Source organism: Streptomyces sp. NPDC031474, assembly GCF_055581185.1.
Genome location: NZ_JBVIJX010000006.1, coordinates 82,117 through 95,202, shown reverse-complemented (window position 1 = coordinate 95,202; position 13,086 = coordinate 82,117). Strand labels below are relative to the sequence as shown.

Annotated in this window: 13 protein-coding genes; 7 read left to right on the top strand and 6 right to left on the bottom strand. The window is 73.7% G+C overall.

Going from position 1 to position 13,086, the window contains the following annotated elements:
* The first annotated feature begins 107 nt into the window (after positions 1-107).
* On the top strand, positions 108-1,019 hold the full coding sequence (locus tag ACZ5SK_RS13570) for a glycosyltransferase family 2 protein (RefSeq protein WP_443041248.1): 912 nt from the start codon (positions 108-110) through the stop codon (positions 1,017-1,019).
* A gap of 406 nt (positions 1,020-1,425) precedes the next feature.
* A complete protein-coding gene (locus ACZ5SK_RS13565) occupies positions 1,426-4,623 on the top strand; it encodes an AfsR/SARP family transcriptional regulator (protein ID WP_468576003.1) in 3,198 nt (1,065 codons plus the stop codon).
* On the opposite strand, the gene ACZ5SK_RS13560 is transcribed toward ACZ5SK_RS13565, so the two are convergent.
* Together ACZ5SK_RS13560 and ACZ5SK_RS13555 are read right to left on the bottom strand one after the other, a co-directional pair.
* Positions 4,624-6,336, bottom strand: a complete 1,713-nt coding sequence (locus tag ACZ5SK_RS13560) for a bifunctional 3'-5' exonuclease/DNA polymerase (protein WP_334578113.1) — start codon at positions 6,334-6,336, stop codon at positions 4,624-4,626. It abuts the gene before it with no gap.
* A 35-nt stretch (positions 6,337-6,371) separates the two neighbouring features.
* Positions 6,372-7,139, bottom strand: a complete 768-nt coding sequence (locus ACZ5SK_RS13555; protein ID WP_334578112.1) for a Clp protease N-terminal domain-containing protein — start codon at positions 7,137-7,139, stop codon at positions 6,372-6,374.
* 169 nt (positions 7,140-7,308) lie between these two features.
* Between ACZ5SK_RS13555 and ACZ5SK_RS13550 the strand changes: the two genes are divergently transcribed.
* Entirely contained in the window at positions 7,309-8,487 is a 1,179-nt protein-coding gene (locus ACZ5SK_RS13550) for a DUF2786 domain-containing protein (protein ID WP_334578111.1), read from the top strand.
* Between the two features lie 60 nt (positions 8,488-8,547).
* On the opposite strand, the gene ACZ5SK_RS13545 is transcribed toward ACZ5SK_RS13550, so the two are convergent.
* From ACZ5SK_RS13545 to rpmB, 4 genes are all read right to left on the bottom strand, one after another.
* Complete coding sequence (locus ACZ5SK_RS13545; protein ID WP_334578110.1) at positions 8,548-9,105, bottom strand: DUF4232 domain-containing protein; 558 nt, start codon at positions 9,103-9,105, stop codon at positions 8,548-8,550.
* A gap of 93 nt (positions 9,106-9,198) precedes the next feature.
* On the bottom strand, positions 9,199-9,723 hold the full coding sequence (locus ACZ5SK_RS13540; protein ID WP_468576001.1) for a hypothetical protein: 525 nt from the start codon (positions 9,721-9,723) through the stop codon (positions 9,199-9,201).
* Positions 9,724-10,078: 355 nt separating this feature from the next.
* On the bottom strand, positions 10,079-10,384 hold the full coding sequence (rpsN, locus tag ACZ5SK_RS13535) for a 30S ribosomal protein S14 (RefSeq protein WP_334578108.1): 306 nt from the start codon (positions 10,382-10,384) through the stop codon (positions 10,079-10,081).
* On the bottom strand, positions 10,384-10,620 hold the full coding sequence (rpmB, locus tag ACZ5SK_RS13530; protein ID WP_334578107.1) for a 50S ribosomal protein L28: 237 nt from the start codon (positions 10,618-10,620) through the stop codon (positions 10,384-10,386). Before rpmB ends, rpsN begins: the two co-directional genes overlap by 1 nt.
* 74 nt (positions 10,621-10,694) lie before the next feature.
* Between rpmB and rpmG the strand changes: the two genes are divergently transcribed.
* Genes rpmG through rpsR form a run of 4 tightly spaced genes read left to right on the top strand, consistent with a single transcriptional unit; the run spans position 10,695 to position 12,521 of the window.
* Positions 10,695-10,859 (top strand): 50S ribosomal protein L33, encoded by a 165-nt coding sequence (rpmG, locus tag ACZ5SK_RS13525; RefSeq protein WP_334578106.1) that lies wholly within the window; start codon positions 10,695-10,697, stop codon positions 10,857-10,859.
* A gap of 9 nt (positions 10,860-10,868) precedes the next feature.
* Complete coding sequence (locus tag ACZ5SK_RS13520; protein WP_361708580.1) at positions 10,869-11,135, top strand: type B 50S ribosomal protein L31; 267 nt, start codon at positions 10,869-10,871, stop codon at positions 11,133-11,135.
* Entirely contained in the window at positions 11,132-12,280 is a 1,149-nt protein-coding gene (locus tag ACZ5SK_RS13515; RefSeq protein WP_457495487.1) for a CobW family GTP-binding protein, read from the top strand. Before ACZ5SK_RS13520 ends, ACZ5SK_RS13515 begins: the two co-directional genes overlap by 4 nt.
* Before the next feature lie 4 nt (positions 12,281-12,284).
* Positions 12,285-12,521: a 30S ribosomal protein S18 gene (gene rpsR / locus ACZ5SK_RS13510; protein WP_334578103.1), complete on the top strand. Its 237-nt coding sequence runs from the start codon at positions 12,285-12,287 to the stop codon at positions 12,519-12,521.
* Positions 12,522-13,086: the final 565 nt, after the last annotated feature.

The following is a 13,086-nucleotide window of genomic DNA, read 5'->3' as shown; positions in this document are numbered from 1 at the left end:
TAAGCAAAATATGGAGGTGCCGGAGCAACGTCCCCACCTGAGGCAACATCTAGGTGAACGACGAGGCCGCGCATGGACGGACGCGGCTCTGTCGAGGGCCGGATGGAGTGAGGGACGTGGTGGAGCCGGTGGAGCCGAGGATCGCCGTTGCCGTGGTCACCATGGGGAACCGGCCCGCCGAGGTCGACGCCCTGCTGGAGTCGGTGGCCAAGCAGGACCTGGCCCCCGCGCGCATCGTGATCGTAGGCAACGGCTGCCGCCTCCCCGAGTTCACGCACCGCCTCTCCCTGCCCGGCGAGGTCACCACGATCGACCTCGACGAGAACCTCGGCTGCCCCGGCGGCCGCAACGTCGCCCTCGCCCGGCTCCGTGAATTCGGGGACGTGGACGTCGTCGTGGAACTGGACGACGACGGGCTGCTCGTCGACGCCGACGTCCTGCGCCGCGTCCGCGACCTGTACGCCGCCGACCCCCGCCTCGGCATCGTCGGCTTCCGCATCGCCGACGAGCACGGCGAGACCCAGCGTCGGCACGTGCCGCGCGCCGGCGACGCCGATCCGATGCGCGGCGGATACGTCACCGGCTTCCTCGGCGGCGGCCACGCCCTGAACATGGCCATGCTCGCCGAGACCGGCGACTGGCCCGCCGAGTTCTTCTTCGCGCACGAGGAGACCGACCTGGCCTGGCGGGCCGTCGACGCCGGCTGGAAGATCCTCTACGCGCCCGAGCTGCTGCTCCAGCACCCCAAGACCTCGCCCGCCCGGCACGCCATCTACCACCGGGTCACCGCCCGCAACCGGGTCTGGCTCGTCCGGCGGAACCTTCCGCTGCCCCTCATCCCCGTCCACCTGGGCGTGTGGATCGCCGTCACCCTGCTGCGCACCCGCTCCGCCGGCGGCCTGAAGGCCTGGTTCGCCGGGTTCGCGGAGGGCGTACGCAAACCTGCGGGCGGGCGGCGGCCCATGAAGTGGCGGACGGTGTGGCAGCTGACCCGACTCGGCCGACCGCCGATCATCTGAGCCACCATCACGGCAACACGGAGTGCGGGGCCCGGTCGTTCACCTCCGACGACCACAGCCCCGCACACCTCCGGACCCGGCCGCGGCGGCGACACTCCCCCGAGTTGCGCGTCGACACGCGCGCGCCGTCGGGCCGGTTCCGATGTTGTGATCACATCAGATCGCGCCAACGAATCGCTAACATGTGGCCAACGGTTCTCCGCGTCGTCGCTGGTCACTTGGCCTGAAGTCGTCGGACGAACACGGGAGTCAGCCGTACCTACAGCAAATTCCCGGGGGACCGTCAGGGACAGGGTGGCGGAATTCCGGCGGCCGGGGGCGGAATTCCGCCAGACCGACGGGGTACCCGCCGCGGAATGCGAGCGACCCGGCACGGGCCGGGCGCGGAAGGGCGACGGGCGGCGTGATGCGGCGGTACGGGCTGCGGTTCGGACTGCTGGGCCCACCGGTCCTGTACATGAACACGCCCGACGCCCCGGCCGCGACTGACACCTCGACGGCTGCTGACGTCCCCACCGCGGACGGTCTCCCGTACGACACCGTCCGCAGCCCCAAAGTGCGTACCCTGCTCGCCGCCCTCCTCCTCGACGCGGGGCGGATCGTCCCCGTCGAGTCGCTCAAGGAGGCGCTGTGGGGCGGCGCACCGCCCGCGTCCGCGCAGGCCTCGCTGCACAACCACGTGACCCGGCTGCGCCGGCTGCTCGACGACCCGGAGCGGCTGCGGGCCGTGCCGCCCGGCTACCAGCTCAGGGTCGAACAGGGCGAGCTCGACGTCCACGTCTTCGAGCGGCACGTCGCCGCGGCGCGCGGCGCGCACGCCGCCCGGAACTGGGAACGGGTCGTGCGGGAGTGCGCGGCGGCGCTCGCGCTGTGGCGGGGCACCCCGCTCAGCGGCCTCCCGGCCGACCTGGGCGGATACGCCTTCGTACGACGTCTGCGGGAGGCCCGGCTGCTCCTGCTGGAGTGGCGCTACGACGCCGAACTGGCCCTGGGCGGCGCCCGGTTCGAGCGCATCGTCCCGGAGCTGACGGCCTTGGCCGCCGAGCATCCGCTGCGCGAGGCGTACCACCGTCAGCTGATGCTCGCCCTGCACCGCACCGGCCGCCAGGCCGAGGCCCTCGCCGTCCACCGCGACCTGCGCACCCGCCTCGTCGAGGAACTCGGCGTCGAACCGGGCCCGGCGGTCCGTGAGGCGCATGCGGAAGTGCTGGCCCCGACGGTCGACGACCGTCCCCCGACCTCGACCTCGACCCCGACCCTGCCCGTGACCCCGTCCGCCGCCTCGATCTCCGCCACGCTCTCCATCCCGTCCGCCGCCTCGCCCCCCGGGTCCAGCCCGGCTGCCCCGTCCGCCGCCTCGCCCCCCGGGTCCAGCCCGGCTGCCCCGTCCGCCGCCTCGCCTCCAGGGGCCGCCCCGGCTGCCCCGCACGTAGGCCCGGCCCAACTCCCGCCGCCCCCCGCCTACTTCACGGGCCGCGACGAGACCCTGCGCCTGCTGCACCGCATCCTCGCGACCACCCCCGGTGACGGCGCCACCCCGACCGTCGTCGTCCTCAGCGGTATGGCCGGAGTAGGCAAGAGCGCCCTCGCCCTGCACCTCGCCCATACCCTGAGGGAACGTTTCTCCAGCGGTCAGCTCTACCTCCATCTGCACGGCGCCACGCCCGGCATGACCCCCCTCACCGCAGGTCAGGCGCTCGCCGCCCTCCTGCGCGACCTCGGCGCCGAGCCCCGGCGCATCCCCGAGCACCCGGACGCCGCCGCCGCGTTGCTGCGCACCCTGCTCGCCCCGACGCGCACGCTTCTCGTTCTGGACGACGCCGCGACCGCCGCCCAGATCCGTCCGCTGCTGCCGGCCGGCCCCCGCTGCGCGGTGATCGTGACCAGTCGCTCGCCGCTGACCGTCCTCGACGGCGCCCACCGCTTCCCGCTCGCTCCGCTGTCGGGCGAGGACAGTGCGGCCCTGCTGCGGGCGGCCTCCGGACCGGGCGAGGGACGTGCCGACCTGGACGCCGGTCACCCCCTCGTCGATCTCACCGGTCGCCTTCCGCTCGCCCTGCGCGTCGTCGCCGCCCGGCTCGCCGCGCGCAGTGCCCTCACCCCGGACGCGCTGGCCGGCCAACTGGCGGCGGCGGAGAGCAGGTTGTCCCACCTGGAGTACGACGATCTCAGCGTCCGCCGTTCCCTCGCCGTCGCCCACGACGCCCTCGCCGCCTCCGGACGCGAGGTCGACCGCGACGCGGCCCGCACCCTCCGCCGTATCGGCGCCCTCGACCTCCCCGCCTACGGCGTCCCCCTGCTGGCCCGCCTCACCGGCGCCGACGAGGCCCGCGCCGAGGCCGCCCTGAACCGTCTCGTCGACGTGGCGCTCCTGGAGGAACAGGCCTACGGCCGCTACACACCGCACGACCTGGTACGGGACTTCGCGCGCGAACTGGCGGAGTCCGAAGCGGGCGAGCCGGACGGCGGCGCCGACGCCGTGGACGCGATGCCGACGGCCCTGCACTGGTACGCCGCCGTGGCCGAACGCGCCCTCGCCGCCATCGTCGAAGGCGGCCCCGACCAGGACGACCGCCGCCGCCCGACCGCCGCACAGCCGCCCGCCCACGCGGCGCACGTCACGGCCGTACCCCCCTTCGCCGGCCCCGAAGAGGCCTTCGCGTGGTGCGACACGGAGTTGCAGAACATCGTCGCGCTGGTGAAGAGCGACGCAGGCGCGAACCCCCTCGTCTCCACCCTCCTTCGTCTCCTCTTCCCCTACCTCCAGCGCCGGGGCCGGGTCGCCGAGATGGAGGTGCTCGGGCTGACCGCGCTGCGGGTCGCGCGACGGCTCGGGGACGAGGCCGCCGAGGCCTACGCCCTGGGCGACCTCGCCGGCCTGCACTTCCTGACCGGCCGACAGCAGGACGCGCTCGCCCTCAACGACCAGGCCCTCGCGATCTGGCGGCGGCTCGACCGGCTCTCCTGGGTCCGGCGCTGCCTCAACAACCGGGGACTGCTGCTGGAGGGCCTCGGACGGTACGAGGAGTCCGGCGCGGCACTGCGCCAGAGCCTCACCTACTCGCGGCAGTTGAACGACCCGCACGGCGAGGCCGTCACCCACAGTCACCTCGGCAATCTGTACGAGCACACCGACCCGAGGGCCGCCATCGAGCAGCACCGGCGTTCCCTCGCGATCGGGGAAGCGATCGGCGCCGTCCTCGTGCAGCACTCGGCGCACTGCAACATCGGCTACGCCCACCTCGCCCTCGGCGAACCCGCCGCCGCGTGGCCGCACTTCGAGGAGAGCCTGCGCATCCTCGGCGGTCTCGGCGACTGGCACGGCGAGTCCCAGACCCGGCTGGGGCTCGTCCGCGCCCTGCGACCGCTGGGCCGCACCGAACGCGCACGGGCGGAGTGCGCCGAACTGCTGCGCCGCGCCGACGCCCGCGGCGACCGCTACACCGGCGGTCTGGCCCGGCACCAGCACGGTCTTCTGCTCCGGGACCAGAGCCGTATCGAGCAGGCGTACGAGGAGTGGCGGGCGGCCCTCGCCGCGCTGGCCGGGACGGACGAGCAGGCCGTCGTAACGGAGCTCAGGGAGCTGCTTGCCGGTGACGCTTGATCACTTCGCGTCGGCATAGCACTCCACCACCGCCGCCGTGAACGGAAACCGCACCGGCGTCTCCCCGAACGTCAGCCGTCCGGCCAGGTCGGACGCCTCCCTGATCGCGGCGACGACCCGCTGCGCCTCCTCCTCGGGACAGTGCACGATCACCTCGTCGTGCTGGAAGAAGACCAGTTCCGCCGCCATCCCCGCGCAGGCCTGGCGCAGTGCGGCGAGCAGCAGCAGCGCCCAGTCTGCGGCGCTGCCCTGCACGACGAAGTTGCGGGCGAAGCGGCCACGCGCGCGTGCGTTGGTCGAGGCGTACCCCGGAACCCACTGCCGGTCGTCGGAGAGCTCCTCCTCTCCGGCAGGGCCACCGGAGTCGACGGGGATGCCCGCCTCCTCCGCCCCGTCGTCGCCCGCCCCGGCCGCCGGCGGGCAGGTCCGCCCCAGCCAGGTGCGCACGAGCCGGCCCTCCTCGCCGGCCTTGGCCGCCTCGTCGACGTACGCCACCGCGCGCGGGAAGCGGCGGCGCAGCGCGGCGAGGTTCTTCAGACCGTCCCCGGAGGTCTGGCCGTAGACCGCGCCGAGGACGGCGAGTTTGGCCTGGGCGCGGTCGCCGGAGAAGGCGCGGTCGGAGACGGACTGGTAGAGGTCGCTCTCCCGGCCCGCGACCTCCATCAGCCCGGGGTCGCGGGAGATCGCCGCCAGCACCCGCGGCTCCATCTGGTCGGCATCGGCCACGACCAGCCGCCAGCCCGGGTCGGCGACCACGGCCCGCCGGATGACCTTGGGGATCTGCAGGGCGCCCCCGCCGTTGGTCACCCAGCGGCCGGTGACCGTGCCATGGGCCAGGAACTCCGGCCTGAACCGCCCGTCCCGCACCCAGTCCTGCAGCCAGGACCAGCCGTGGGCCACCCAGATGCGGTACAGCTTCTTGTACTCGATCAGCGGCTTCACGGCCGGGTGGTCGAGGGACTCGATCTCCCAGCGCCGCGTCGACCTGACCCGGATCCCGGCCTGCCCGAAGGCCTTGACGACGTCGGCGGGCAGGTCGGGCCGCACGCGACGCCCGAAGGCGGCCGACACCTCGTCCGCCAGCTCGGCCAGCCGTCGGGGTTCGCCCCCGCCCGCGTACCGCTCGCCGAGCAAGTCGTGCAGGACCGTGCGGTGCACCTCCGCGCTCCACGGCAGCCCGGCCCGGTTCATCTCGGCGGCCACCAGCATCCCCGCCGACTCGGCCGCCGTCAGCAGCCGCATCCGCGCCGGGTGTTCGGCCCGCTCGTGCCGCCGCTGCTGCTCGGCGTAGACGGCGAGGAGGTCGTCGAGGGGCAGCCGGACGGCGGTGTCCTGCGCCTCGAACAGCGAGGACTGCGCACCGGGCGCGGCGGAGCGCTGCGGCGGATCCGGCGGTACGGGGCCGCCGCGCAGCCGGGCCAGCGCGGCGGCCGCCGAGCGGGGCTCGCCGGAGTGCCCCTCGTGGCCCAGGAGGAGGGTCTCGGCGTCCTCGACGTCGTAGCACCGCTCTACTCGCACCCCCGTGGCGAGCAACCGCGGATACACCTCGGCCGTGGAACGCCAGACCCAGCGGGTGACGTCGGGCCGCTCGCGCACGGCCCGCGCCAGGTCCGCCTCCCGCAGCACCGGACCGGCGGGCAGCCCGCCGGGACCGAGGGGGGCGAGCTCCACGCCACCGTCCTCGGCCGGAGCGAGTGCCCACCGGTCGGCCATGCTGCGAGTGTGGCAGGGGGGTCTGACAACGGCCCTCAGCCGCCGTCCCGCTGCCCCTCCTCCTGCTGCCCCTCCTCCTGCTGCTTGGAGGTGATCAGGGCCAGGACCTTCGCGACGTACCGCTCGGTGCCGGGCTTGTCTACGCCGAGGTCGCTGAGGACGCCCTCGCCGTTCTCGAACTCCAGCAGCGCCAGCAGGATGTGCTCGGTGCCGATGTAGTTGTGGCCGAGGCGGAGCGCCTCGCGGAAGGTGAGTTCCAGGGCCTTCTTGGCGTCGGGGCCGTACGGGATCAGCTCGGGCACCTCTGCGGCGGCCGGGGGGAGCGCGGCGGCCGCGGCCTCGCGGACCGCGTCCAGGGCGACGCCCTGGTCGGCGATGGCCTTCGCCGCGAGGCCCTCCGGCTCGGCGAGCAGCCCGAGGACCAGGTGCGCGGGCAGCCCCTCCGTGTTGCCGGCGGCCTTGGCCTCGTTGTGGGCGGCCATGACCACGTTCCGCGCGCGCGGGGTGTAGCGGGCGAAGCCCTGGCTCGCGTCGAGGTCCGCGGACTCCTTCGGCACGAAGCGCTTCTGCGCGGCCTGCCGGGTGACCCCCATGCTGCGGCCGATGTCCGTCCAGGAGGCGCCCGAACGGCGGGCCTGGTCGACGAAGTGCCCGATGAGGTGGTCCGCCACGTCGCCCAGGTGGTCGGCGGCGATGACCGCGTCCTGGAGCTGGTCGAGCGGCTCGGGGTGGACCTTCTTGATGGCGTCGATGAGGTCGTCCAGACGGACGGATGAGGTGGTGACGGGTTGCGGATTCGTCATGTGTCAACCGTAGGTTGACAGTCGAGGGCTGTCAACCCGAGGTTGTCACCCGTCTGCTCGCCCACTCACCCCCTCCCTCACTCACCCCCTCCCACTCGCTCACCCCCTGCCTCTCGCTCACCCACTCCCGCGCGCGGGACGCGCCGTGCCCCCGTGGCACGATCGACCGGTGAGCAGCACCAGCACCAGTACCGGCGACCACCCGCCCGGCACCGTCGACCGCGCCTTCCAGGCAGCCCTCTACGCCACCGCCGACGCCGCCCTCGACACGGGCGCGTCGCTCCTCGCCGCCGACCCCGCGGCGGACGCCGAACTCGCCCGGCGGGGCGCGGAGTTCGTTGCGGCGCTCTGGCGGCGGGGCTGGCAGCCCGCGGACGTCATGCGGATCGTGCGGCGCGACCTGGACGGCGTCCACGTCATCCTTGCGGCGGAGCTGATACGTGCCCACGCGCGGGACGACCGGCCGCGCGGCGGACGCTGGGCGGCCCAGCTGGCGGACCTGCCCGCAGGCGGCCCGCCGCAGACCGACCGTTTCTCGCATGCCACCGCGGTCCTGGAGCTCTACCGCCTGCTGCTGCGCCTGCCGGCCCTCGAACCCCTCCAGGAGCGGGAGGCCCGCCGAGCTCCCCAAGCCGACCGTGCCCACCGCGGGCAGTCCGGCCGCGACGACCACTCCCGCATGCTCACCCGTATCCGCGCGCTGCTCGCCAAGGCCGAGGCGACAGGCTTTCCGGAGGAGGCGGAGGCGCTCACGGCGAAGGCGCAGGAGCTGATGGCCCGGCACAGTGTCGACGAGGCGCTGCTCGACGCCCAGGCACCCGCCCCGGACGCGCCCGGCGCCTGCCGGATCGGCGTCGAGCCGCCGTACGAGCAGGCCAAGGCGGTGCTACTGGACGCGGTCGCCGACGCCAACCACTGCCGGGCGGTGTGGAACGAACCCTTCGCCTTCTCCACGGTCGTCGGCTTCGAGGCCGATCTGGAGGTGGTGGAGCTGCTCTACACCTCGCTGCTGGTGCAGGCGCAGTCCGCGATGGCGAAGGCGGAGGCGGCCCAGCGGGCGGGCGGCCGCAAGCGGACCAAGACGTTCCGGCAGTCCTTCCTGGCCGCCTACGCCCACCGCATCGGCGCCCGTCTCGGCGAGGTCACCGCCGCCGCCGAGACGCGGGTGGCGGACGACCTGCTGCCGGTCCTCGCCTCTCGCGAGGTCGCGGTGACCGCGGCGACGGACCGGATGTTCCCGGAGACGGTCGCCACCCGCCTGCGCGGCGTCACCGACGAGGCGGGCTGGACCGAGGGCGCGCAGGCGGCGGACCGGGCTCGGGTGCAGTCCCGGCCCCGGCTGCCCTGAGGCTCCCGACCGCCCTGACGCCCCCGCGTGGGTCAGCAGTCGCCGGGTCGGTCGACGGGTTCAGTCGCCGGCCTGCTGGAAGGCGCTGACGGTCGCGTCCGGCACGCCCGCGCTCTTCAGCGCGACATCGCCGTACGACCACGGGAAGGTCTGGGTGGCCGAGGCGCCCGGCAGGCCGTACTTCACGGTCTTGACGGCGAGGCTCTTGTCGCCGCCGCCCTCGCCGCGCACATAGGTGATCGTGAAGGAGGCGGTGCCCTGCGCCGGGAGGGTCAGCGGCTGCGCCTCGGCGGCCGCGTCCTTGGCCACGGTCGCGGAGGCCCCGTCGGCCTGGAGGTCGACCGCGGGGAAGCCGGTCAGGGTGCACTGTTCACCCTTGTTGGTGAACGTGACGGTGACGTTGCCGGTGTCCCCGGCGGCGGGCGCGGCGTTGACGGGGCCGACCTCCTGGCCGAGGTTGTCGGCGGCGCAGGCGGATCCGGCGGCGCCGCCGGAGGAGGCGGAGCCGGACGCCTTGCTCTTCTCGTCGCTGCCGGAGCCGCTGTCGTCCCCGCCTCCGCAGGCGGTGAGGAGCAGGGCCGCGGTGAGAGCGGTGACGGTGATGGGAACGGCGCGCATGAGTGGTCCCTCGGGTTTCGTGACGGTGCTCGAAGGATCATCACGCACGCGCGCGGGGGTTCCGCGCGCGCCCCCGTCCTTGTGACCGCTTCGCTACGGGAGCTGTCCGATGCCCGTCGTCGGCAGCCCCGACGGCCACTGGCCGCCCTCCGCCTTGGTGAACGTCTCCTTGCCGGCCGCGCCCGACCAGGTGACCTTCAGGGAGTTCGCGTCGACGGCGTCGACCATGCCGGTCGTGCGGTCGTCCTTCCCGGTCGTGCACTTGAGGTGGATCATCTCCATGCCCGCCTCCTCACCGGCGGTCCCGCTGCACACGGTCCCGCCGGTCACGAAGAGGGCGGCCTGCTTCCCGGTGATGATCAGGGCGACGGGCTTGCCGTCCGTCGTGGCGAGCCAACTGCCCTCCAGCTTGCCGGAAGCGGAGACGGAGGCGGAGGCCGTGGCGCCGCCCGTGCCGCCGCCGTCCGCGGTCGCCGTGGTCGGCGTGGCCGAGGAGGTGTCGTCGGAGCCGCCGCCGCTGCACGCGGTCAGCGCGAGCGCGCCCGCCAGCGTGACGGCCACGGCCGCGGCCCGCACCGGCCTACGGGACGCGCCCCGCGAGAAGATCGCCGAAGTCACTGCAAGCTCCCAAGCTGTAGCCGGCCGGCCCGGTCGACCCGGTGGCCCGGCCGCTTCCGGTCGCCGACTGGAACGACCGCGGGGACCACAAGAACCATGAGGACCACAAGGACCACCGGTACCGGTATGGACCGCAGCAAGCTACCAGCCAGGCGCTACCGAACACTTGCCCGGTGCTCCACCCTTCAGGGTGGAGGTGTAGGGCATCCTCGCCATAGCGGCCCGGAGGGGCGCGGTACCAGGGTTGGGATCGCCTTGTCGGACAACGGAGTTGTCCGACCTACCACCGGACGGGCGGAAAGTAACGCTTGTGGGCCTGCGACCTGCGGCCTGGGGGTGATCCGGACGGCAGGCGCTACCAGGACGACTTCCGCACCCCCGGCAGATACCCCGCGTGCGCCTGCTCCCGCAGACCCACCCGGGACAGCCCGAACGTCCGGAAGTACCCGCGCGGGCGCCCGTCGACCTGGTCGCGGTTGCGCACGCGCGTGGCGCCGGCGTCGCGCGGCTGGGCGCGCAGCTCCCGCTGTGCCGCCTCCCGTTCCGCGTCGGTCGACGACGGCCGCCGGATGATCTCCTTCAGCTCGGCCCGCCGCGCCGCGTACCGCGCGACGATCTCCTGCCGCCGGCCGTTCTTCGCGATCTTGCTCTTCTTCGCCATCAGATCCGCACCCCCCGCGCGCGGATGCGCGCCACGGCCGCCTCGACGCCGATCGCGTCGACGGTCCTGATCCCCTTCGTGCTCAGCCGCAGCCGTACATACCGGCCCTCGCTCGGCAGCCAGTACCGCTTGGACTGGATGTTCGGGTCGAAGCGGCGCGAGGTGCGCCGGTGGGAGTGGGAGATGCGGTTGCCGAAGCCCGGTTGGGCGCCGGTCAGCATGCAGTGCGCGGACACGGGTGACGTACCTCTCCTCGGGCGATGCCGGAATCCATGGTGCTAATGGAATTCATTTTCAGTAAGATAGCAGCATGACACGCAACGAACTCCGCCCGGTCATCAAGCTCCGGTCCACGGTGGGAACGGGCTTCACCTACGTGACCCGCAAGAACCGCCGCAACGACCCGGACCGCATGACCCTGCGCAAGTACGACCCCGTCGTCGGCCGGCACGTCGACTTCCGAGAGGAGCGCTGAACCACCGCCATGCGCAAGGGAATCCACCCGGCCTACGGTCCCGTCGTCTTCCGCGACCGCGCCGCGAACCACGTCTTCCTCACCCACTCGACGCTGGCGGGCGAGAAGGCGATCGAGAAGACGATCGAGTGGGAGGACGGCAACACCTACCCGGTCGTCGACGTCGAGATCTCGAACATCAGCCACCCCTTCTACACCGGCACCGCCCGCGTCCTGGACACGGCCGGCCGCGTCGAGCGTTTCGAGCGCCGCTACGGGAAGCGGGGCGGCGCGTGAGCCTGTCGGTCGTGATCGTCGGTGGGCTGCACGCCGACGCCCGCCGGGCGGCGGTCGCGCGCCTGCTCGCCGACGTCCCCGGCAGCGTCGTCCTCCACCACGACCTCGCGACGGCCGCGGCGGGCACGGTCGTACGGACGATCAGCGACGCCACCGGCATCCTCGCCGCCGGCGAGGCGCCCCTGGTCGACGACTGTGCCTGCTGCGCCCTGCGCGAGGACCTGGTGCCCGAGCTGCGCCGCCTCGCCGACGACGGCGCCACACACCTCGCGGTCGTCGAACTGTGGGACTCCGTCGAGCCCAAGGCCATGGCCGAGGTGGTCGTGGCCGGCGGCCTCACGGTCACCGGCGTGGTCACCGCCGTCGACCCGGCGCTGCTGCTGCCGTACCTCGGCAACGGCGACGATCTCGCCGACGTCGGCCTCGCCGCGGCCGCCACCGACCGGCGCACCGTCGCCGACACCTTCGCGAGGCAGCTGGAGTACGCCCCCGTCCTGGCGGTCGTCGACTCCGAGGACGCCGACGACGAGGACCGGGAACTGCTGGCCCAACTGCACCCGACCGCCCGCCAGGTCCGTATAGCCTCGGACGGCCGTGCGGATGCACGTTCACCCCTCGCGCGGGCAGTGCTGGCCGGCTTCGACGTCGAATGGGCCGCCGCCGCCCAGCATCCCGCCTGTGCGCTGCTCCCCGCCGAGGCCGACGCGCACGGCGTGAGCACCTTCGTCTGGCACCGGAGGCGGCCGTTCCACCCGGAGCGGCTGTACGCGGCGCTGGAGGACCTGACCTGCGCAGCCGCCCGCAGCCGGGGCCGGTTCTGGCTCGCCGACAAGCCCGACGTGCTGCTCCACTGGGACGCGGCGGGCGGGGCGCTGTGCGTGGAGTCGGCGGGGCCCTGGCTGGCGTCCCTCCCGGACGCGGCCTGGGACATGGTCCCGCCGGTGCGCCGGGCCGCCGCCGCGCTCGACTGGCACCCCGAGCACGGCGACTGCTGTCAGCACCTGGTCTTCACATCCCCCGGCCTCGACCGCGACGGCCTCGCCCGGCTCCTGGAGTCCTGCCTGCTCACGGACGCCGAATACGCCGCCGGCCGGACCGCCTGGAAACAGTTGCCGCCCGCCTTCGACACCCTCCTGGAGGTCTGACCCCATGCCCCGCAAGCCCGACCGCAAGCCCGTCAAGTCCCGCCCCAACCCCCTCGACCAGGCGGGCATCACCTACATCGACTACAAGGACACCGACCTGCTGAGGAAGTTCCTCTCGGACCGGGGCAGGATCCGCGGCCGCCGCATCACCCGCATCACCGCCCAGCAACAACGCCGGCTCTCCCGAGCCGTCAAGAACGCCCGGGAAATGGCCCTCCTGCCGTACAGCACCGCGCGCTGACCCGAACCCGCCGTAGAACAACCCCTCCCGCGCGGCCTCGCGACCCGATGTCGACGCCCCCCGGGCGCAGTCCGCTCCAGCCCGGCCCCGCTCGCCATCCGGTGTCCGATACGCGCCCACCCCGTCCACCCGGCCCTCACCCGCCCGCGTCTTCAGCCGTACTCCCGCCTCCATCCACGCCGTAGACCGCCCTCCTCATTCATATGAGGAAACTCACCTTTGCCGTCTACTCGGCCTGGTCGGCTGCCCCGCCACCTCCCCGGCGACCAGCCGACCTCGTCCTCATGCACCGAGCCGTCCCACCCCCACCCCCGCGGCCGACCTCACCGTCGTACGCGGGGGTGGCGCGCGTCGTCGTCGGGCCTCGCGGCCAGGGGGTGCTCCCGTCCGGCCCGGGGGAGTGAGGCTGTGCGGGCAGGGGCCACAGGGACAGGTGCCCGGGGTTTTCCGGAGGTGGCGGGCGGACGGGGTGCGGCCGCAGGACGGGCCGACGGTCGGCGTCCGGCCCGGCGTGGGATGGCGCGGCCTCACATCCGGAGGTTCCGGGTACGGCGTCGAGCGGACG